This is a genomic window from Neoluteolibacter marinus, assembly GCF_014904755.1.
GTDB classification, from domain to species: domain Bacteria; phylum Verrucomicrobiota; class Verrucomicrobiia; order Verrucomicrobiales; family Akkermansiaceae; genus Haloferula; species Haloferula marina.
Genome location: NZ_JACZFQ010000029.1, coordinates 1 through 19,822 on the forward strand (window position 1 = coordinate 1; position 19,822 = coordinate 19,822).

Below are 19,822 nucleotides of genomic sequence, written 5' to 3' on the forward strand. Positions count from 1 at the left end.
CAATGGCATCCGCGCCACCCTGGGCAAGGGCCTGCCCGAATTCGTCGCCTCGGAACGCCCTGACATCCTCTGCCTCCAGGAAACCAAGGCCCGTGAGGAACAGGTCGAGCTGCCGCTGGAATTCGCCGGTTACCGCTCTTACTGGAACTCGGCCGACAAGGCGGGCTACTCCGGGGTGGCGGTTTTCACCCGCGACGAGCCGGTCGCGGTCAAACACGGCATGGACATCGACGAGCACGACCGGGAAGGCCGGGTCCTCACCTTGGAATACCCCGATTTCCAACTGGTCAACGTCTACACCCCGAACGCCCAGAACGAGCTTCGCCGCCTCCCCTACCGCATGTCCTGGGACGAGGCCTTCCGGCTCTACCTCCTGTCGCTCGAAGCAGCGGGCAAGCCGGTCATTTTCTGCGGCGACCTGAACGTCGCCCACCAGGAGATCGACCTCGCCCGTCCGCGCGAAAACCGCCGCAATGCCGGCTTCTCCGACGAGGAGCGCGCGGGCTTCGGCAAGCTCCTCGACAGCGGATTCCACGACAGCTACCGCCAGCTCTATCCGGACAAAACCGGGGCCTACTCGTGGTGGAGCTACCGCGCCAACGCCCGCGCCAACAACATCGGGTGGCGCATCGACTACTTCGGGGTTTCCGGCAAGCTCCTCGACCGGATGAAGGATGCGGCGATCCTCCCCGATGTCACCGGCTCGGACCACTGCCCGGTCACCTTGACCCTCGGCTGAACGCAGCGCCACCCTGCCCCCGACCAAAAAGCTACCGGGGCCGCCGGAACGGTCGTCCCGTGGGATCGACCGCTGTTGGAGTGACCAGCAGCAGCGTGCGCGATCCGTCGGGGTTCGGCTGAGACTTCATGCGGGTGGCCGCGTCCGCCGTGAAGCCGGACAACTCGATCCGGCTTCTTTCCGCCGGTTCCACCTCTCCCCCGGAAGCTTCAGGCAGCTCCTCGCGCTCGACATAGGTCGCGTCGATCTTTTCCCCGAATCCGAGCAGCTCCGAAGTGATGCCTATGCTCAGCCGGTCGATCGTCACGGTCGCTTCCTCACCGCTGCGGGCCATGACCGAAGGCATGCTGATCAGATCCACGCCTTTCATTTGGGCGAGTTTGCGGAGCATCAGATCGACCCCAACCCCGTCGACCACCGGATGATCTTCAGGCTCCCAATCCAAGCCCGGGGAAATACGGATCAGCTTGGTTTGCAGCTTGTGTTGAACCGGCTGCTCGTCGGCCAGCGCCTTAACGAATCCAGCTACCCGGGCTTGGTCCGCAGCAGTCGCGGCCCCCAGATCCAGGCTGCTGCTCGACGCCCTGAAAGTGATCCGGCTTTCCGGATCCAGCGGCAGGCCGAGCGCCGCCAGCCTCTCCTTGGGGCCGAATCCCGAGGGGAATTCACGCCCCGCCAGGCTTGCCAGCCGGGACAGGAAATCCGGCGACACCTTCAGCTCCGTTTCCCCGCCCTCGCCCGTCGGCTTCTCGAAAACGAACCGCGCGCCCTCCCTCCGGCACTCCAAGCCAGCCATGGCGGCCAGCATGCGGATCATCCCGTCCAGCGTCCCGGGCCTCAGTTTCAACTGCATCAGCGGATCGATGCCGGGCGGCAACTCGAAGTCGAGAGCCACCGGCGACTCGCCGGACTCGTGGCAGGCCTGCTTGTAGCGGTTGTTCAATTCCTTGAGCGCCGAGGAAAGCGCCATTCCACGGATCTCGAAGGCCGGCAGGTAGAACTCGACAAGCCGAGCTGGACTGTGGCTGGGCGGCCGGGGTTCGCGATTGCGCGCCGTCACCTTGGTTGCCCGCCCTTCTTGCGGATCTCCGGACAGCCCGGTGTGAGCGCTCCGGCCCGACCGACTCTCCGCGCCCGCTTGCCCGTCAGCCTCCCCACCAGCTTGCCTTGCCAACCACAGCACCAACAGTCCGAGCGACAACAAGACTGCTAGGGTCGTCTTTTTCCTCATCCTCGCGAGCATATGGGTCCAGCCGACGGGGACAAGCCGAATGCTCGGCAAGCCTTCCCCGGTGCTTGAACCCGCCGCGAAAACCCCGAAGCTGCCCCGCATGGCGCGCGAGTACACGCTGAACCGACGGACCTCGGGACCGGCCTCCGGCATCGACTACCGGGCGGAGCTCAACGACGAGCAATTCGCCGCCGTCACCTCGCCACCCGGCCCGACCCTGGTCATCGCCGGCGCGGGCTCGGGGAAAACCCGCACGCTCACCTACCGGGTCGCCTGGTTGCTCGACCAGGGCGTCGATGCCCGCCACATCCTGCTGCTGACCTTCACCAACAAGGCCGCCCGGGAAATGACCGAGCGCGTCCGCAGCCTCGTGCCGCACGATGTCTCGGCGCTGTGGGGCGGCACCTTCCACTCGATCGGCAACCGCATCCTGCGGCGCCATGCCGAAGAACTGGGATTCACGAAGTCGTTCTCGATCCTCGACCGCGACGACCAGAAGTCGCTGCTCTCCGGCGTCGTGGCCGCGCTCGACATCGACACCAAAACCCGGCGCTTCCCGAAAGCCGACGTGCTGGCCTCGATGTTCAGCCTGGTGGAAAACACCGGCGAGTCGCTCGACGACGTGATCAGCGGCCGCTACCCCTATTTCGACGACTGGAGCGCGGAAATCCACCGCGTCCACGAAGGCTATGCGAAGCGCAAGCTCGACACCAACTCCGTCGACTTCGACGACCTGCTGGTGCTGACCCTCAGGCTCTTCCAACAGAACGAGGAGCTGCTCGCCCTCTACCGCAAACGCTTCCGTCACATCCTCGTCGACGAGTATCAGGATACCAACGCGGTCCAGAGCGAGCTGATCGACCTGCTCGCCGGCGACGGGGCCAGCGTGATGGCCGTCGGCGACGACGCCCAGTCGATCTACTCCTGGCGCGGAGCGGACATGGGCAACATCCTGTCGTTCCCCGAGCGCCACTCCGGGTGTGGCGTCTTCAAGATCGAGACCAACTACCGAAGTGTCCCGGAGATCCTCAATCTCTCCAACACCGCGATCCGGGCCAACCGGGCGCGCTTCGACAAGGACTTGCGGTCGTCGCGCCAGGAAACAGGCGTGAAGCCGGCACTGGTGCCGTTGGAGGACCCGTCGACCCAGGCTGCCTTCGTCGCCCAGCGGATGCTCGAGCTGCGCGACGAGGGCATCCCGCTCGAGGAGATGGCGGTGCTGTACCGCGCCCATTTCCAGTCGCTGGAAATCCAGATGGAGCTCACCACCCGCGGCATCCCCTTCGCGATCACCAGCGGTCTGCGCTTTTTCGAGCAGGCGCACATCAAGGACATCTCGTCCTTCCTGCGCTTCGTCACCAACCGCAGGGACGAAACCAGCTTCAAGCGGCTGGTGCTGCTGCTTCCCGGCATCGGGGCGATCGGCGCCGACAAGCTGTGGCGCGACTGGCTGAAAAGCGGTGCCGCGCAAAGCGACGAAACTCCCGTCTGGTCGGAGGTCCTCGCCGCGATGAAGCCGCCCAAGAAGGCGGCGAAGCACTGGGAGCAGCTCGGCTACGTTCTCGACGAACTCACCCCGGGCGGCGTCTTTGCCAAGCCCGCCGAAATGGTCTTCAGTGTACTCGAAGGGCTTTACGCCGATTTCCTCCAGGCCTCCTTCGACAATTACGAGAACCGCCGTAGCGACATCGAGCAACTGATGGCCTACGCAGGTAATTTCGACGACGTGCTCGAGTTCCTCTCCCAACTCTCGCTGCTGGGGTCCGCCGACGGTGAGCCGACCGGCGACACCTCGGAGCGCGACGACGAGAAGGTCACCCTTTCCTCGATCCATCAGGCCAAAGGCCTCGAGTGGAAGGTCGTGTTCCTGATCTGGCTCGCCGACGGCCAGTTCCCCAACGGCCGGATCCTCGAAGCCGACGACGCCGATCAGCTCGAGGAGGAACGCCGCTTGTTCTACGTCGCCATCACCCGGGCGAAGGACGAGCTCTACCTGAGTTACCCCCTGATCAACCCGAAGTCGTACAGCGGCGATATCATCCAACGTCCGTCCCGCTTCCTCGACGACTTCCCGAAGGAAATGGTCGAGGAGTGGCGAGTCGGGCCGTCATGGGCGAATCCGGACGATCCGTTTTGATACGAGGCCCGGCCCCCTGGGTGACCGGACGGAATCCTGCCTGCCGTCACGGTCGACCTTACGCGATCACGTGAAGCCCTCACGTTGACCATGGCCCCGGGGCTGCTAGCATCGGGCCGCCGCCCCCGGCGCCTCCCCCCATGAGAATCCTGGTCCACGACTACGCCGGCCACGCCTTTCCCACCTCGCTTAGCCGCGCACTCGCGGCGCGGGGACACGAAGTGGTCCATGCCTTTGCCGGCAGCTTGCAAACTCCACGCGGGGACCTCCGGCACCATCCCGGGGACGCCGGCACGCTCGAGTTCCAGGAGATCCCGATGGACCCCGACTACCCGCGATACAAATACTCGTTCCGGCGCCGCCGCAACATGGAGGTGCAGTACGGCCATGCTGCCGCAGAGTTCGTGCGGGAATGGAAGCCCGACGCGGTGCTGTCCGGAAACACACCGACCGAAACCCAGGAACCCATCACCCGCGCCACCGTGGAATGCGGAGGGCGCTTCTACTACTGGGTCCAGGATTTCTACAGCCTCGCCGTCGACAAGTTGCTGCGGAAAAAAATCCCCGTCGCCGGAGGACTGATCGGTGCCTGGTACCGCCTGTTGGACTCGCGGCAGTTCAAGCGCAGCAGCGGCATTGTCGCCATCACCGCCGACTTCACCCCGATCCTGGCCAGCGAGTTCGGGGTCGACCCCGAGCGCATCTCCGTCGTCCCGAACTGGGCGGTCATCGAGGACATCCCCGTCCTGCCGAAAGCCAACACCTGGTCGCGCCGGCACGAACTCCAGGACAAGTTCGTCTTCCTCTACTCGGGGACGATTGGCATGAAGCACAATCCGGCCATGCTCCTGGAACTCGCGAAACGCTTCAAGGAGGACGATTCCGTCCGGGTGGTCATCGTCTCGGAAGGGATCGGGGCCGAGTGGCTTCGACGGGAATCAGAAGCCGCCGGCCTGACCAACCTGCTGATCTTCCCCTACCAACCCTTCGCCGACCTTCCCTCGGTCTTGGCCTCGGGCGACGTCCTGGTGGGCATCCTGGAACAGGAAGCCGGGGTGTTCTCGGTGCCGTCGAAAACCCTCAGCTATCTCTGTGCCGCCCGGCCGCTGCTGCTGGCCGTGCCGAAGGAGAACCTCGCCGCGAGGATCACGCGTGAACACGGGGCGGGCCTCACGGTGGCTCCGCGCGAGATGGAGGAGTTCATCGCCGCGGCAAAGTTTCTCCGCGACTCGCCCACCGAATGCGCGGAGTTCGGCCGCAAAGCCCGTGCCTACGCCGAAGCGACCTTCCCGATCGAGAAGACCGCGGAGACCTTCGAGAAGATCCTGGCCTCGACACCGGGTGTGCCGGCCTAGCATCAACCGCACGCCATGCGCTGTCTCTGGATCACCCGCCAAGACCCCCGCCCCGCCAACAGCGGGGAGCTGATCTATTCGCTCGGCATGCTCGAATCGCTGGCCGCGCGCCCGGAGATCGAGATCACCGTGCTCTGTCATCAGGCACCCCGGCCCGAAGAAGCCGCCCTTCCGGTCCGCTGGGAAATCCATGGCGAGATTCCCACCAGCCGCCTGAAGAGCCTCGCTTCCGGACTTCCGGCGGATGCTTTCCGGCTCGGCAATAGGCCCCAGCGCAACACCCTCACCCGCTTGCTGCAGGAATCATGGGACTGGGTCGTCATCGACCAGGCCGCCTGTGGCTGGGCTGCGCCGATGATTCCCGACGACGTGAAAGTCGCCTACATCGCCCACAATCACGAAGCGGAAGTCCGCCGGCAAGTCGCTGCGGACGGCACCGGCTCGCCGGCGATGCGCTTGGCGTTGAAGTGGGATGCCTGGAAGTACGGGCGGTTGGAATCGAACCTCTGCCAGCGGGCGGACCTGATCAGTGCCATCACCCCGCGCGACGCCGACGCCTTCCGCCGCGAAGCGCCCGGCACGCCGGTCTGCATGCTGCCACCCGGATACAGCGGTGAAATCCCGCCGGGGCCACCGCGCGAGATCACCGCCGCGATGCCCCGCCAGGTGGTCCTCGCCGGCGCCTTCGAATGGCTCGCCAAGCGCCGCAACCTGGAAGCATTCCTCAAGGCCGCCGCGGTTCCTTTCCAACAGGCCGACATCCGCTTCCAAGTCGTGGGGAAGGCCAATCCGGATTGGTTTGCCTCCTTGGCCAGCCAGTATCCTTGGGCCGAATTCACCGCCAATGTGCCGTCGGTGTCGCCCTTCCTCGACCAGGCCCGCATCGGCCTGATCCCCGAGGCCCTCGGCGGCGGCTTCAAGCTCAAGGCACTCGACTACATCTTCCGCGGCCTGCCATTGGCGTCGGTGGAAGCAGCCTTGAGCGGAGTGCCGGTCGACCCACAGACGGAAGCGATTGCCGCCCCGGATCCGCAGACGCTGGCGCGGGCGATCGCCGCAAAGATCGACGACCTGCCTTTCCTCAACTTCGCGGCCTCCCGCGCGCTGGAGGCCTGCCGCGATGCATTTCATTGGCAGGATCGTGGCGAAACCCTCGCCAAGGCGCTGGGCAACCCGGACTCGTTCCGGTCATGAGTGCCACCGGGCCAGATCCCGTCTCGGTTCCCGCCACCGCCGCTGCACCATGGGTGGAGAAGCTGCTGTGGGTCTTCATGGCCTCTTTCGCCTTCGACTACCGGGCTTCCCAGGCCCGTGAGGCAGCCGGAGGTGCGGGCATCGACCAGTTGGTCTTCCTCGCCTTGTCGGTGTTCTCGACCCTGGGGATCCTCTACCTCGGCTGGCGCTACCTGCTGGTTCGTCCTGGCGCCTGGTTCATCCTGGGCTGGGGTGCGTTCCTCGCTTTCATGCTCGCCAATGCCTTCCTGCAAGGCGTGTCGCCCGGCCGATCCCTGCGGATCATCTTGCCGCTGGTGCTCTGCCTGGCGGGCATCATGAACGCCCACATCGCCGGCTGCATGGGTGTCCGGCCGTCGAGGATCGTCGCGCCGGTCCTGACCGCGGCCTGCGTCAACGTGATCTGGCGGATCTTCCACGGTTTCGTGTTCAAGGGCGTGACCCTGGAAACCGCGCGGGTCGAGGTCCAAAGTTCGGCCAACAACTGGATCGCCGGCTGGATCGGCTGCGCGCTGCTATTGCGCAAGCGCTTCCACTGGTCACTGCTGGTCGCGACCTCGGTGCTGTTCATCGGCATCTTCATCACCATCACCCGCTCGCTGCTCTTCCCGGTGATGGCATCGGCCTTGGCCAGCAGCCTCTGTTTCCTGCTGGGCAGCCGCTGGGGACTCTTCAGGCCGGTCGATGCCATGTGGCGGCTGCTCCCGGTTTTCGCCCTGACTTTCGTCGCAGTGCTCGGCATCGGAGTGGCTGCGGTGGCAGAACCTCTCCTGTTGGAACGTTGGAACGAACGCCTCTTCCACCATGCCGAGGACCGCAACACCACCGAGGATATCTCGTATTTGACCCGCCGTGCGGAAGCAGACGGCATCGTCGAAATCCTCAACCGGGACCCGGTCCACTACCTGCACGGCCGTGGCATCGGTGCATCCTACTACTGGCATCCCTCGTACATGCCGGCGATTCACCTGGTCTACCCACCCGACGAGGAGATCGGCGACGACGTCTGGTTCGCCGGCCACTCGACCTGGACCTATTCGCTTTTCTCCGGCGGGGTTCTCGGGCTGCTGGCCCATGTCGCCCTGATCGGCGGGGTCATGGTGGCATCGATCTCCGCGGCCAGATCGAACGCGTCCGATCCCGGGCCGGACCAATGGCTGGCGTTTCTTCCCTTCATCGCGGCCTGCTGCCTGCTTAGCGAGACCCTGACCTCCAACCCTTTCGACGAAAGGCTCGCGGCCATGATTTTCGGCGTGATGGCCGGCCTCTCCCAAGCTTTCCTCGTGCGCGCTTCCTGGATCCACGCGCGACTTCGCCCCACCCTCCCATGACGTCCCCCCCGCCGGCGAAGACCGTCGCGTTGATCGATCCACTCTGGATCGGCCATCATCCGATGTACTTCTCCCAGTTCACGGCGGCCTTCCTGCGGCTCGGGGCGAATGTCATCGGACTTTGCCCGGATCCCGCTGAAGCGCTGGCCGGTGCCCGCATTGCAACGCTCGGCGCGATCCCCGACTTCGACGCCAAGGTCACCACCCATTTCCTGCCTTCCGGAAAGCGGAGTTGGTTCCGGGGGCGGTTCGAGGGAGATCCGTTGCGGACCTTCCAGCGCTGGAAGCGCTGCGCGGATGCTCTGTTTGAAGCCGAACTATCCTCCGGCAGGCGAACGGACCTGGTGTTTTTTCCTTACCTCGACAGCTACCTGAGATTCCTGCCCTTCCCTTGGGTTCCGGGGGCCACCTTGGGACGCCCGTGGTGCGGACTCTATTTGCGCAACCACCACCACGGCGAGGTGCCGGCATTGAAGAAATCGCTGCGGATGCTCGCCAAGGGCGACGCCCTGATGCGCAGCCCGCTCTGCCGCGGGATCGGCGTGCTTGACGAGCGCTTCGCCGAACCGCTGGAGCAATACACGGCGAAGCCCGTGCATCCCTTCCCCGACGTCACGGACTCCGGGCTGCCGGCGACACCCTATGCACTTGCCGAGGAAATCCGCGGCAAAGCTGCAGGTAGAAAAATCATCGGATTGATCGGACTCGAACGCCGCAAGGGGCTGCTCAACCTGCTGAATGTCGCCGAGAAGGCCCGGAACGGGAATCGCCCTTGGTTCTTCGTCGCAGCCGGTCGCTACGAGAAGGACGAGTACAGCCCGACCGAACAACAGCGGATCCAGCGCATCTCGGAGCAGATCGCTGCCGGGGAGATCGACAACGTCCACTTCAATCCCGCCGCCACCCGCATTCCGGAGGAGGCGGATTTCAATTCCATCTTCAAGACCTTCGACGTCGCCTGGGCCGCCTATGAAAACTTCCAAGGCAGCAGCGGTGCCCTCGGCAAGGCGGCCGCTTTCGACATTCCCTGCCTGGCCAGCGCCGGCGAATGCATCGGCCATCGCGTCGAGACGTATCGCACCGGCCTGACCATCGCCGAAGGTGACAGCGAAAAGGCCTTCGCGGCGATCGAGCGGATCCTGCAAGGCCGGGACTGGAACGACGAACCATTGGCAAGCGACTTCGCCCGCTTCCGGATTGACCATGGCTTGCCCCGGCTGGAGGCGCTGCTAGCCGGTTTTCTCCGCGGAGTTTGAAGGACCGTGCCTTAATGTGACAGGTTCCTGAGACGTCCTAGATGTTCGGCAGGCGAAGCCTCGTCACCGTGATTGGGAAGCACTCCATTCAGGTCGAGCGATTGCGCCCGGATCATGCTCAGCCGCATCAATTCGGGCGACGAGTTCAGGATGCCGGGTGGAGCGTGGGAAAACCGGCGGTAGCTGGCGAACAAGTCCCCGCAGAACAGCAGGCCAAGATCTTCGCAAAGATAGCCGGTATGACCGTCGGTGTGCCCGGGCAGGTGCACCGCCCGCAGTCCTTTCCAGAGATCCAGCCGGTCTCCATCTCCAATCCAACGATCCGGGGTGAACGGCTCGAAACCAAGCAAGGGCTTGCCGACTCCTTCCAGCAGGCCGGCAACCCTCGACCATCCCCGGTACTCCGCCCGCCCGGCATAATGGGCGGCATCTTGCCGCGGCGCGGCGATCCAAGCTCCCGTCTCTCTCGCAATCGCCGCCACGTTGAGAATGTGGTCGAGATGCCCGTGGGTGAGGATGATCCCGCGGATCCGCTCGTTTTGCCAGTGCTGACGGGCAAGCGTTGCTTTCAGTCGCCCAACGCCCCCGATAAAACCGCCATCCAACAGATAGAGTCCGTCGGCGTCCTTCAAAACGTGGAATCCAACCCACGGAGTGCGGATGCGGAGACAATCGGGAGGCACCCCGGGATACTGCCTTCACTCGGCCACTTCCTCCACCCGCAAATGGAGGAACTTCCTCGAGTCCTCCGGTGCGAGGGTGAGGACAGCGCGCATCTGTTGATGAGAGGCGGTTTCCGCGACGACCCCGGTCACGACGCCAATGGTCTGCCAGGCCCCCAACCCGTCCGACCACTCGGCGCTACCCGTGACGCCCTCCGCCGACTTCGAGCGCCACCAGGTCAGGGTGAGGTTCGTGCCGTCCCGCTCGATCACCGGTTGGACCCCTTCCAGATCAGGGGTGTCGGGCAAGGAACCGAGGTAGTATTCGACTACGTTCGCCAAGCCGTCGTGATCGGGATCCCCAGTCTGCGAAATGTCCTGCAAGGCCGGGAACCCGGCGATCCACCCGTCATATCCACCGACGGCCACCGAGATGGACACGGGGTCCGAAACCGCGGAGGCACCTTCGCCATCGGTCGCAACCGCGGTGAGCTGATGCTCTCCGACGTCGCCGACAAAGGAAAACTCGAACGGCGCGCTGGCATCCGTCGCGATCACGGCGCCGTCGTCGAGCAACTGCACCGATGCGATGCTTCCCGCCGAGCCGTCGGCATTCAAATCGCTCGCCGCAACGGAGACGGCCACCGTTGCGCCGGAGGCAAAGACGGATGCCGTCGCCGGAGAGGTGATCTGAACGGTTGGGCCGGGGTTTTCCGGCAGGACCACCGAGCCATGAACGGTCAACGTCGCGCCGGTGAGAGACCCGACATCCACTGCTTCCTCGTCAATGACCCGGAGCGTCCAGTTTCCCGTGGAGCTTTCCCCCCAGCAGCGGACGCTCGAAAAAGTCCACGCCTGGTAATCGTCGGCGGAATCGCTTCTCGCCTCCGCCAGGCGGCTGACGGTGCCCGAGGGCGACGTGAGCAATATCTCGAGATCGCCGCGATAGGTGTGGGTGATATCGACCCGGACTTCCACCTGTTCCACCCGAAGCTCGGTGCCGGTGAACCCGAAGGTCCGTGTGACTCCCGTGGGGTTGTTGTCGGGGATGCTGACCGCGCCACCCGACATCGCCACCGACTGACTGGCGGCCGCGCCGAGATTGGTCCAGCCACCGGCCAAAGCAACCGCGGCAGCGGCGTCGACCCGCCCTGCGCCGAACTTGTGGTTGAAATGGAACCCGGCGGCATTGTCCGACCAATCCCCGTCCCCGGGACTGACCTTGACCGCGCTGCGGATGAGGATTTCCTGCACGTCGCGCCACCCCAGCGCCGGGTTCTTCTGGAGCATCAGAGCGACGATTCCGGCAACGCTGGGAGTCGCCGACGAAGTTCCGCCGAAGTTGCTGGTGTAGTCTCCGCCCGCTGCCGAACTCGACCGGTTGTAACCCGACTTCCCCACCAAATCGGTGGTGGTGATGCTCAGCGTTCCTCCATCCGACGGTGCGGCAACGATCAGGTTGGCCCCCGGCTCGCTGTAGTAGGACTGGCCCGTTTGGCAATCGCTGGCTGCCACGGCAATGGTGTGGATGTCGTTGGCGTAGCCGTCGTAATTGGAATTGTCGTCGTATTCCCTGCCGTTTCCCCCGGCCCACACGAAAATGGTCCCGAGTCCGCCACGACCCGTTGCCGCCGCATTGGCGATCGACGCTCGAGCCAAGGGCCCGGGTCCCTCGACCACATGGCTGGTGTCGTCCGGGCCCCAGCTGTTGGATTTGATCTGGATGAGCTGCGGAAGATAGCCCATCGCCTCCGCCTCCTGGGCGTCGGTCACCGCAAAGGTGCCACTGATCAGGCGCATCCCCACCAAGGTGGCCTCCGGGGCGGTTCCGGTGACCCCGACACCATTGTTGCCGCGGGCCGCGGCGTTCCCGGCACACGCGGTGCCATGATAGTCCCCGTTGCCCGGACTCGGATCGTTGTCATTGCCGATCCAATCCTTGTCGTTGGCGGTGTCGACGTTGGCGAGGAGGTCGGGATGGCTGAGCTGGATTCCATCGTCGACAACGCCGATCCTGATCCCGCCCCCCCTGACTCCCCCGCTACCGCCGAACTGCCAGGCGCCTTCAACGTTCACATCGGAACCACTCACCGCCCCTGTCTGCCCCTGGTACTTGAGGTGCCACTGGTTGCCGACAAGCGGGTCGTTGGGCATTGCCTTCAAGCTCCTCAACGAGGCCAACTGGAGATTGGCGGCAACGATTCCCGTCCGCTGCCGCAGGGGACCGAGCAAAGTCATTGCCGAAAAGGGGTTTGCCGCGGCAACGATGGCAAATCCCGGGGCGTAGTCCGGAAGTTCCTTCAGGACGAGCCCTGCGGGCAAAGCGGGCAACTGCCCAGACGGCGGCAACTGCACGGTAATATCGGGGGTGATAAGCCGCCGTCCCGACCGGGTGTGGGGACCATCCGCTTCGTAGCATACCGGATACACTTCACCCTCCCCGGAAAGCTCCAGAAGCCTCGCCTGCAAGGTTTCGAGAGTCGCGGCGGGATCGAGACGGAGGGTGACGTCGTTTCCGTCGGCTTCCCGGCGAACCGCCTCATCCAACGAAATCTCGAAGTTCCGCTTCATGCCCCGGTCATCGCAAACCAAAAGGGCGGGTAGCACGTCCGCGCCCCCGGTGGCGGAAGATGATTCCGTTGCCCGGCCTTGTTGCTCGTCCACCTTGGCCATCGCATCTCGGAATTCACCGGACGGACGGTCGCGGTGGTGGAAGAAGAACAACACGCCCGCCAGAAGGACCAGAATGACCCATGGGCCGGATCGCAGGATTTGACGTTGCAACATTGGCGCGGATTTCAACCCGGGAAGCTAGTCCAACCCGGGAAAACGTCGAGTCCCGGATTCAGCCAGCCGAGGCAAATCCAGACCCGGGCACTCTGCGCTCAAGTCGACACCTTGAAGCCATGTGCAACCTGGCGGGGCAAGATTACCCCGGTGATCGACAGGATGACGGCACCCATGGCGGCCAGCATCGCGCCGACGCCACCGGTGTTCAGGGCCACGATCGCGACCATCGCCACGAGGGCCGACTCGGCGAACTGGACCCGGGCCAATTTTCCCACCTGGCCCGTGCCGAACATCAGCACGTGGTTCACGTGCCGCCAGACATGCGCCGCAAAGTAGAACCCGTAGCATGCAAACGTCACCCGCGGCGTCTGCGCGAAATCGCCACCCAGCCACCAGCCGAAGACCCAGGGGCCGAGCAGCACCAGGCCCCCAATTGCTACCAGAGAGACCGCGCCGCCGAACGCATACAGTTTGCGAGCCGCCCGCCGCGCCCAAGGGAGGTCGCCGCGCGCCAGGGCCTCGGCCACCGCCGGCCAGGTCGGGGTGCTGACCATCATCACAAATCCAAGCTGCAGGACCGTGATCGAGACCAGAACCCCATAGAGGGCGGTTGCCGAGGGGCCACCGCTACGGCCGACCATCCAGCCGCAGAGGTTGTATTCCACCACCCCGGTTACCAGCGTGCAGCTGGAGAAGGCGATTCCGTCGGAAACGAGAAACCTGGCGACCTCCGGGCGGAACCTCGTCCACGATGGCCGGGTCTCGGGATGTTCGCGCCAAAGTGAGATCGTGTTGCCGAGCTTCGCGAGGACCAGCGATCCGTGCACGGCCAGCACCAGGAACCAGACCTCGGGGATGAACCAAACACCGATCCCCACGGCGCCCGCGGCGACGAGATTCCCGCCGGCTCCCCAGAGGTTGTTCCTCGAAGTCTCGAGCAAGCCTTCCCTCATCCGGTCGGTGAGGTTCAGGACGAAGAGCAGGAGGAAGAGCGCAAGCCCTGTCCACAACGCCGGCCTCATGATGGCTTCCTTGCCCGCGTAGTCGGCTCCAAAAATCATCGGCAGCGGCACGCGGGCGAGAACCAGGGAGAGCAACAAACCGGCGACCAGGGCCATTCCGGCGACCAGGAAGAACGCACTGGAAGACAAGCGGCGCGCCTCTTCGCCCTGACCTTTCGCCCTGGCCGACGACAAGCCGTGGACGAGAGCCGGACCGATCCCGACCTCCAGCAACGCGACCGTCGCGAGCGTGAAGTTCACCGTGGCATAGAGCCCGAACTCCTCCCGCCCGAGAACCCGCATCGCGACCGGGATCGAATACAGCTGGAGCAACGCCGTGCCTGCCTTCGAGACAAGTGACGTCACCACCGCGAGCTTGATCGAGCGATCACGGCGCGCTGAATGGCTCTCCTCCGCGGCTTCGGGCATGGCTGTCGCACCGGTCATAGCCGTCACGTTGCAAACGCCAACTCTAACAAGCCCCCTTGCGGCTGAAGAAGGTCATCACCATGATCTGGACATCGAGGAAGAAGTTCCAGTTCTCGATGTAATCGAGGTCGAACTTGATCCGTTCGCGCAAGCAGGTGTCGCCACGCAATCCGTTCACCTGGGCCCACCCGGTGACACCGGGCTTGATGTTGTGACGGACATTGTAGTGAGGGATGTCTTCCTTGAAGTTCTCGATCAGCTCGGGACGCTCCGGACGCGGGCCCACCAGGCTCATTTCACCGCGGAGCACGTTCAGGAACTGCGGCAGCTCGTCGATGTTCCACTCGCGCATGAAAGAGCCCACCTTGAGACGGCGCGGGTCGTCCCGGACCGTCCATCCCGGGAGGCCGTTGGCCTCGGCATCCAGTTTCATCGAGCGGATCTTGTAGATATCAAAGGGCCGGCCGTTCAGGCCGATCCGGCGCTGACGATAGAAAACCGGCCCGCGCGACTCCATCCGCACCAGGATGCAGAAGACTGTGATCAAGGGCGCGAACAGCACCAGGCCAACGATCGCCCCGAAGATGTCGAACGCGCGCTTGATCGCGTTGTTGAACGCGTAGTGGAGCGGCAATTTCCCGATGCCGAGCACCGGCATGCCGTGGAAGTTTTCCAGCTGGAGGCCGGACACGAGGATCTGGAAGCAGCTCGGCACCAGCTTGAAATCGACGAACTCCTTCCCGCAGGTCTCCGCGAGGATCAGCATCTCGTGCCGCTCCATGCAGCCGTCGACCGCCATGATGAGATCGGCGCCGGAGTTGCGGACGATATCGCGGAACGAATCGTAGCCGCCGAGGACCGGGACATGCTCCGGCGGCGTGGAATCGAGATCGCCGGAAGGAGGAACGATCACGCCGTGGACATTGATCTGATGGGCACGGCCATCCGAGAAGCGCTCGATCGAACGGCTGCATTCCTCGTTCCACCCGACGAAGACCGCCTTCTGCCGGAGGGCATTGGCGAAGGATTCACGGCGCAAGACGCAGTACAGGAACCAGCGCCAGCCGCAGAGCATTGCAATCGATACAAGGCCCGCGAGCACACAATAGACCCGGCTGATGGCGGGATCGAGTTTGAGAACCAGGGTAATCCCGAGGAAAGCCACCAGCCAGATCGCGCAGGTCTTGATGATCACCGTGACCGTCCGGCGGATGGCCAGGTAATTCCGGGGGTCGTGGACGCGGAAGTTCGCGAGCAGGGCGAGCATCAACACGCCACCGAAAACCACGTGCCCGACATAGGCCCGCAGGTCGATTTCGGGATCATCGACCCCGATGACCTTGAGGTGGGATTCGAAGCGCAACAAATACGCCACCATCATTGCCATGAAGACGACGGCAGCATCTCCCAGAAAGCTGACGGCAATCAACTTCTGGTGGGCCACCCACGGCCGGTGGCGGTGGCGGAGCGCGTAGGTTCGGGGGAAATCAGCGGGGCTTTCCGAGGAGTCGTCCGGAGCGGGCTTCTCCACGGCAGGTGCAGGGGGTGCACTGTTCATGGGTCGGGGGGATTTGGGGGTGGGGGGAGATGGGAACCCGAGGTTCCGCCACGATCCGGGGGGACGGATCGTGCTCGGAGCCTAAGGCGGTTTTCATGAAGCTGTCCATCACGGTATCGCGTGGGTCGGCCGGTCCGGGGGAGAAACCCTGGGGCTTTCCCCGTGATTCGCAGTTTGGCTTGCCTGGGAGAGGGACGGACGGCTGAAGGGAACCACGGGCTCCGGGGATTGCCGGGCCGACGAGCGGGCCGGCAGGTCGTTCCAGACAAAGCCCATCAGATTGCCACCGGCGGAGCGGATCAGGTCGGCGGCCTTGCGGAGACTCTTGCGCTCTGAGGCGCCCTGCCGCACCACCATGCAGGTCCTGTCGGCGTAGCGGGCCAAGGCCAGCGTATCGCTGACCGCCATCACGGGAGGGCTGTCGATCACCACCGCGTCGAACCAGCGGTAGGCATCCTCCAACAAAGCAGGGAATCTTGTTCCTGAAAGCAATTCGGAAGCGTCGCTGCGAATGGGTCCGGACGAGAGCAGGTAAAGATTCGGCAGTGCCGTCGGAAAACAGGCCTTGGACGGGTCCGATTCACCGGCCAGGCAATCGCCCAGTCCGCCGAACTCGTGGCTGACATGATGACGGCTGAGCCCCGGACGGCGCATGTCAGCGTCCAGAAGCAAGGTGCGCTGCCCTTTGAGAGCCAGCGACACGGCGTGGTTCAGGGCGCACATCGACCGGCCCTCTCCCGGCATCGCGCTGGCAAAGAGAACGGTCTGAGAACCCGGGCGGGACGCCGGGGGCAGGAGAACCGCGCGCAGCCGGCGGAAGGCCTCGGCAACCTGGGAGCCGGGGTTCGACAAGAGCACCATGTCCCCTTCACCGCCGGGTTCCATCTGCGGCAAGGTCGCCAGCAAGGGAACCCCCGTCGCACGCGCCGCCGCCGCGGAATCCCTGATCCGGCTGTCGCCGAGTTCCAGTCCCACCAGCAGCAACATTCCGCCCATCATGCCGGCAAAGGCAGCCACCGGGAGCAGCACCTTCTTTGACGGCTTCGACGCCTTCTCCGGAACGAACGGCGGTTCCGCCCAGCTCAGGGAAGAGGCTGCCACCGCACTCGCGAGGATGGTTTCGCGGAGCCGCTTGTCGACCGAGGCATGGAGCTCCTGGGCGGCATCGGACTCCTGCTTCAGGACATCGAACTGGGCACGCACGCCCTCGACGCCGATGGCAACATCGCGGGCCCGCGTCACCTCGCCCACCAACTTGGTCTCGTTCTCCCTCGCGACATGATACTTTTTCTCAAGTGCCTGGCCGGCGGAACTCACCGCCTCCGCCAGGTTGGCCTTGAGGACGCCGATCTCCGAGGCCTTCTCCTTGTACTTCGGGTGTTTGTGGAGGTAGCGCTCCTTGATCGCGGCAAACTCAAGCTCCGCGGCCTGCAGGGACCGAAGCTGCGATTGCACCTCGTCCGCCCGGTTTCCCGTGGCGATACCCGCCAGCGAGTCGGGATCTTCGGGGTCGAACTTCTTGAAGGCCTCATACTCCGCCTCAAGGCGCAGCCGCTCGGACTTTGCCTGGGTAAGCTGGGTGTTCAAGGCGCCCAGCTGGTCGCCCACGGAACCTGCCCCGTCGCCTCCGCCCAGTCCCGGAACCGGGTGCTCCTCGCGGAACTTTTGCAAGCGGGCCGCAGCCTCGAGCTTTTCGGCCCTCAATTTCCCCTCCTCGGCGGCAAGACCGCCGCTCGCCTGCCGCGCCAGCTCCTCGCGGCGATCTTTCATCCAGAGGTCATACTCCGTCACCAGGGATTCGACCAATCGCTTGGCGCGCTCCGGCACGGTGTCCTCAACGGTGAGCATCACCACGCGGGTGCCGCGGTCGAGTTCGACGCGGGTTCGCTTGCCCAACAGCTCGACCACCCCCTGCTCGCTCGCACCGGGCGGAGCGAAGTCCGAGGCCTCGAGCAACTGGTTCGCCTTGGCCACCCGTAGCAGCAGCGCCGTCGAGCGCATGTTGCGTTCGATCGTCCGCAGCTGCTCGAGATCCTTGGAATCCTCGGGGCCGAGGCCGTCGATGTTCAGAAGGTTCGGCGTATGGCTGCGGACTTCCACCGAGCCGGTCGATTCGTAGAACTTCGGCGCCTTCTTCAGGTAAAACCACATCGCGGAAACCGCGAGCACCATGCCGAGCACGATCAGCCAGCCGCGGCGCAACAGGATGCCGAACAGTCTACCGAGTTCCACCTTTGGCAGGTACAGCGTCGGCTGCGCCGGCGCCAGATCCGCCGACAAGGTCTGGGGATGCGGAAGGTGAAATTCCGGTTTTCGGGGGGAAGACATGGGGGTGGGGGTTAGAACAGGCTTTCGGGAATGGAAATGACGTCTCCCTCGCGCAGTGTCGTATCACTGGCTTTCCCGCGGGTGATGTCCTTCAGGTTCAGTTGGTAGACCTGCGCTTGTCCGCGCACGGTCCGCTTCAGGGTGATCTTCTTGGTGTTGGCGATCCGGGTCGCTCCACCGGCCATGCCGATGGCCTCGACGACGGTCAGCTTGCGGTCCGCCGGCAACTCGAAGACCCCGGGGCTCTGCACCTGACCGAGGACGGTGACGGTGCGCCGAACCCGGCCTTCGATCGAAACGCTGACCTCGGGATTCACCAGGTAACCATCCTTGAGTTTCTGCGTGATGACGCGGGCCGCGCCGTCGGTGCTGAGACCGGCCAACCGGACCGCTCCGATCAGCGGCATGGTGATGGTGCCATTGGGCGACAGCTGTCCGGTGGTGGTCAGGTCGTCTTCCCGGAACACCCGGATTTCGACGGTATCGTGGCTGCCGATGATCCCTGACGCACGCCGGGTTTCCGTGGTCTGTGCCGGCAGGAAGGTTGCCACGAGCCCGAGCAGGGCACAAACGATGAGGAGCAGTCTGACATTCATGGTCGGGTGGAGTTTTCGGATCAGAAGCGGTAACCCATTTCGACGCCACCGGAGTGGCTTTCGTATCCAAAGGCCGGGTTATTCGAGGAGTTTTCGGAATAGCGGTAGAAGAGCCCCATGCTGAAGTCGTCGGTGAAGCGATACTCCAAGGCGGGGCGGATGAAACGGATGTCATCGACCCGGCCCGCAACCCCGGTCCCGGAGACCCGGCTGTACTTTGCGCGCTCCACACCGACTTCGAGCCGTCCGCGCCACTTCTCGCCGAGTTTCTGGACCAACCCCAGCGCCACCCCGCCTTCGGTATAGTTCTGGCCCGGCAAGTAGGCCGAAGCCTGTTCCCGCCGGTAGGCATTCAGATAAATCTCGGTGCCTTCCCGCGGCATCCAGCCGATCCGTGCCTCCACGACGGGGCTGGTATCCGAACCGGCATCAAAGGTCCTGTGCTCCGCACCCACTTCCAGATCCACCGCGATCTTGCGCGTCGGCTGCCACTCGATCCGGGCCGTCGTGCGATGCACCGTCTGGTCCCCCGCCCCGTCCACCTCGAAGCGCCCGAACCGGTAGGCCGCGGACAGGCGCGTCTTCGGCGAATAGGCGTAGCGCAGGGCCACCTCACCATAGGTCAAACTCGAATCGGCGAAGGACGGTGAATCGTAGGTCGTCGACGTCTGGCCGCCGGCAACCTCAAGTGCCACCTTTTCCCCGACCGCCCAGGCGATCCTGCCCTCGTTCGCCACCTCTTTCCGGTCCGTCAAGGTTCCGGTGTCGGCCGTGGCGTCCCCGAGCTTCGCGAAATTCCCGCTGTAGGCCAAGGTGATCGCCTTGCCGCGCCAACCGGCCTCCCAGGCAGCGACGTGGTCGATCCGGTCATTGCCGCTGTGATCGGCGTAATCGACCACACTCGGCCGATAGGCCACGCTGAGATAGCCGCCTTCGCCATCCAGCTTGTTGCCCTTCCTCCAGGCGACGGCGGGCGTCAGCTTCATGACGAGATCCGACTCCGGATTGTTGGCACTCAGGAAAATGTTGTCGTCGTAAGCCGCGGAGATCGCGATCCCCAGTTCCAACTCCTCTTCCCGCACGATTCCCGCCAACTCGTCGCGACGCAATCCGCTGCGCGGAACAATCCGGTCATCCACGGCGGTCTCCAATCGGCCTGGAACGGCAGTGGATACT

14 protein-coding genes are annotated in these 19,822 nt (G+C 64.5%); 6 read left to right on the forward strand and 8 right to left on the reverse strand.

Features of this window, described 5'->3' with window-relative positions:
* A partial coding sequence (locus IG178_RS07985) for an exodeoxyribonuclease III (RefSeq protein ID WP_193212012.1) occupies positions 1-739 on the forward strand: 739 nt, incomplete at its 5' end.
* Positions 740-770: 31 nt separating this feature from the next.
* Here IG178_RS07985 and IG178_RS07990 read toward each other — a convergent pair.
* A complete protein-coding gene (locus IG178_RS07990; protein WP_226895138.1) occupies positions 771-1,709 on the reverse strand; it encodes a hypothetical protein in 939 nt (312 codons plus the stop codon).
* Between the two features lie 322 nt (positions 1,710-2,031).
* Here IG178_RS07990 and IG178_RS07995 point away from each other — a divergent pair, with 322 nt between their 5' ends.
* The 5 genes from IG178_RS07995 to IG178_RS08015 all read left to right on the forward strand — a co-directional run bounded on the left by IG178_RS07995 (position 2,032) and on the right by IG178_RS08015 (position 9,282).
* Positions 2,032-4,107: an ATP-dependent helicase gene (locus tag IG178_RS07995; protein WP_343225947.1), complete on the forward strand. Its 2,076-nt coding sequence runs from the start codon at positions 2,032-2,034 to the stop codon at positions 4,105-4,107.
* 140 nt (positions 4,108-4,247) lie between these two features.
* Entirely contained in the window at positions 4,248-5,462 is a 1,215-nt protein-coding gene (locus IG178_RS08000; RefSeq protein ID WP_193212014.1) for a glycosyltransferase family 4 protein, read from the forward strand.
* A gap of 15 nt (positions 5,463-5,477) precedes the next feature.
* Entirely contained in the window at positions 5,478-6,656 is a 1,179-nt protein-coding gene (locus IG178_RS08005; protein ID WP_193212015.1) for a glycosyltransferase, read from the forward strand.
* A complete protein-coding gene (locus IG178_RS08010; RefSeq protein ID WP_193212016.1) occupies positions 6,653-8,026 on the forward strand; it encodes an O-antigen ligase family protein in 1,374 nt (457 codons plus the stop codon). The genes IG178_RS08005 and IG178_RS08010 overlap by 4 nt, the downstream gene beginning before the upstream one ends.
* Positions 8,023-9,282 (forward strand): glycosyltransferase, encoded by a 1,260-nt coding sequence (locus IG178_RS08015; protein WP_193212017.1) that lies wholly within the window; start codon positions 8,023-8,025, stop codon positions 9,280-9,282. The genes IG178_RS08010 and IG178_RS08015 overlap by 4 nt, the downstream gene beginning before the upstream one ends.
* 11 nt (positions 9,283-9,293) lie before the next feature.
* Here IG178_RS08015 and IG178_RS08020 read toward each other — a convergent pair whose 3' ends face one another.
* From IG178_RS08020 to IG178_RS08050, 7 genes are all read right to left on the reverse strand, one after another.
* Positions 9,294-9,914, reverse strand: coding sequence for an MBL fold metallo-hydrolase (locus tag IG178_RS08020; protein ID WP_193212018.1), 621 nt, complete (start codon positions 9,912-9,914; stop codon positions 9,294-9,296).
* A 66-nt stretch (positions 9,915-9,980) separates the two neighbouring features.
* Positions 9,981-12,731, reverse strand: a complete 2,751-nt coding sequence (locus tag IG178_RS08025; RefSeq protein ID WP_193212019.1) for a S8 family serine peptidase — start codon at positions 12,729-12,731, stop codon at positions 9,981-9,983.
* Between the two features lie 98 nt (positions 12,732-12,829).
* Entirely contained in the window at positions 12,830-14,164 is a 1,335-nt protein-coding gene (locus tag IG178_RS08030) for a lipopolysaccharide biosynthesis protein (protein ID WP_193212020.1), read from the reverse strand.
* 43 nt (positions 14,165-14,207) lie between these two features.
* On the reverse strand, positions 14,208-15,722 hold the full coding sequence (locus IG178_RS08035) for a sugar transferase (protein ID WP_193212021.1): 1,515 nt from the start codon (positions 15,720-15,722) through the stop codon (positions 14,208-14,210).
* A 108-nt stretch (positions 15,723-15,830) separates the two neighbouring features.
* Complete coding sequence (locus IG178_RS08040) at positions 15,831-18,050, reverse strand: GumC family protein (protein ID WP_193212022.1); 2,220 nt, start codon at positions 18,048-18,050, stop codon at positions 15,831-15,833.
* Between the two features lie 11 nt (positions 18,051-18,061).
* Entirely contained in the window at positions 18,062-18,646 is a 585-nt protein-coding gene (locus tag IG178_RS08045; protein WP_193212023.1) for a polysaccharide biosynthesis/export family protein, read from the reverse strand.
* Between the two features lie 20 nt (positions 18,647-18,666).
* Positions 18,667-19,785 (reverse strand): outer membrane beta-barrel protein, encoded by a 1,119-nt coding sequence (locus IG178_RS08050; RefSeq protein ID WP_193212024.1) that lies wholly within the window; start codon positions 19,783-19,785, stop codon positions 18,667-18,669.
* Positions 19,786-19,822: the final 37 nt, after the last annotated feature.

What these genes read in the sequence shown, in the direction of transcription:
- IG178_RS07990 (WP_226895138.1), bottom strand. Translation starts at nt 1,709, where the DNA reads ATGGCGCTTTCCTCGGCGCTCAAGGAATTGAACAACCGCTACAAGCAG.
- IG178_RS08000 (WP_193212014.1), top strand. Translation starts at nt 4,248, where the DNA reads ATGAGAATCCTGGTCCACGACTACGCCGGCCACGCCTTTCCCACCTCG.
- IG178_RS08005 (WP_193212015.1), top strand. Translation starts at nt 5,478, where the DNA reads ATGCGCTGTCTCTGGATCACCCGCCAAGACCCCCGCCCCGCCAACAGC.
- IG178_RS08010 (WP_193212016.1), top strand. Translation starts at nt 6,653, where the DNA reads ATGAGTGCCACCGGGCCAGATCCCGTCTCGGTTCCCGCCACCGCCGCT.
- IG178_RS08015 (WP_193212017.1), top strand. Translation starts at nt 8,023, where the DNA reads ATGACGTCCCCCCCGCCGGCGAAGACCGTCGCGTTGATCGATCCACTC.
- IG178_RS08025 (WP_193212019.1), bottom strand. Translation starts at nt 12,731, where the DNA reads ATGTTGCAACGTCAAATCCTGCGATCCGGCCCATGGGTCATTCTGGTC.
- IG178_RS08030 (WP_193212020.1), bottom strand. Translation starts at nt 14,164, where the DNA reads ATGCCCGAAGCCGCGGAGGAGAGCCATTCAGCGCGCCGTGATCGCTCG.
- IG178_RS08035 (WP_193212021.1), bottom strand. Translation starts at nt 15,722, where the DNA reads ATGAACAGTGCACCCCCTGCACCTGCCGTGGAGAAGCCCGCTCCGGAC.
- IG178_RS08040 (WP_193212022.1), bottom strand. Translation starts at nt 18,050, where the DNA reads ATGTCTTCCCCCCGAAAACCGGAATTTCACCTTCCGCATCCCCAGACC.
- IG178_RS08045 (WP_193212023.1), bottom strand. Translation starts at nt 18,646, where the DNA reads ATGAATGTCAGACTGCTCCTCATCGTTTGTGCCCTGCTCGGGCTCGTG.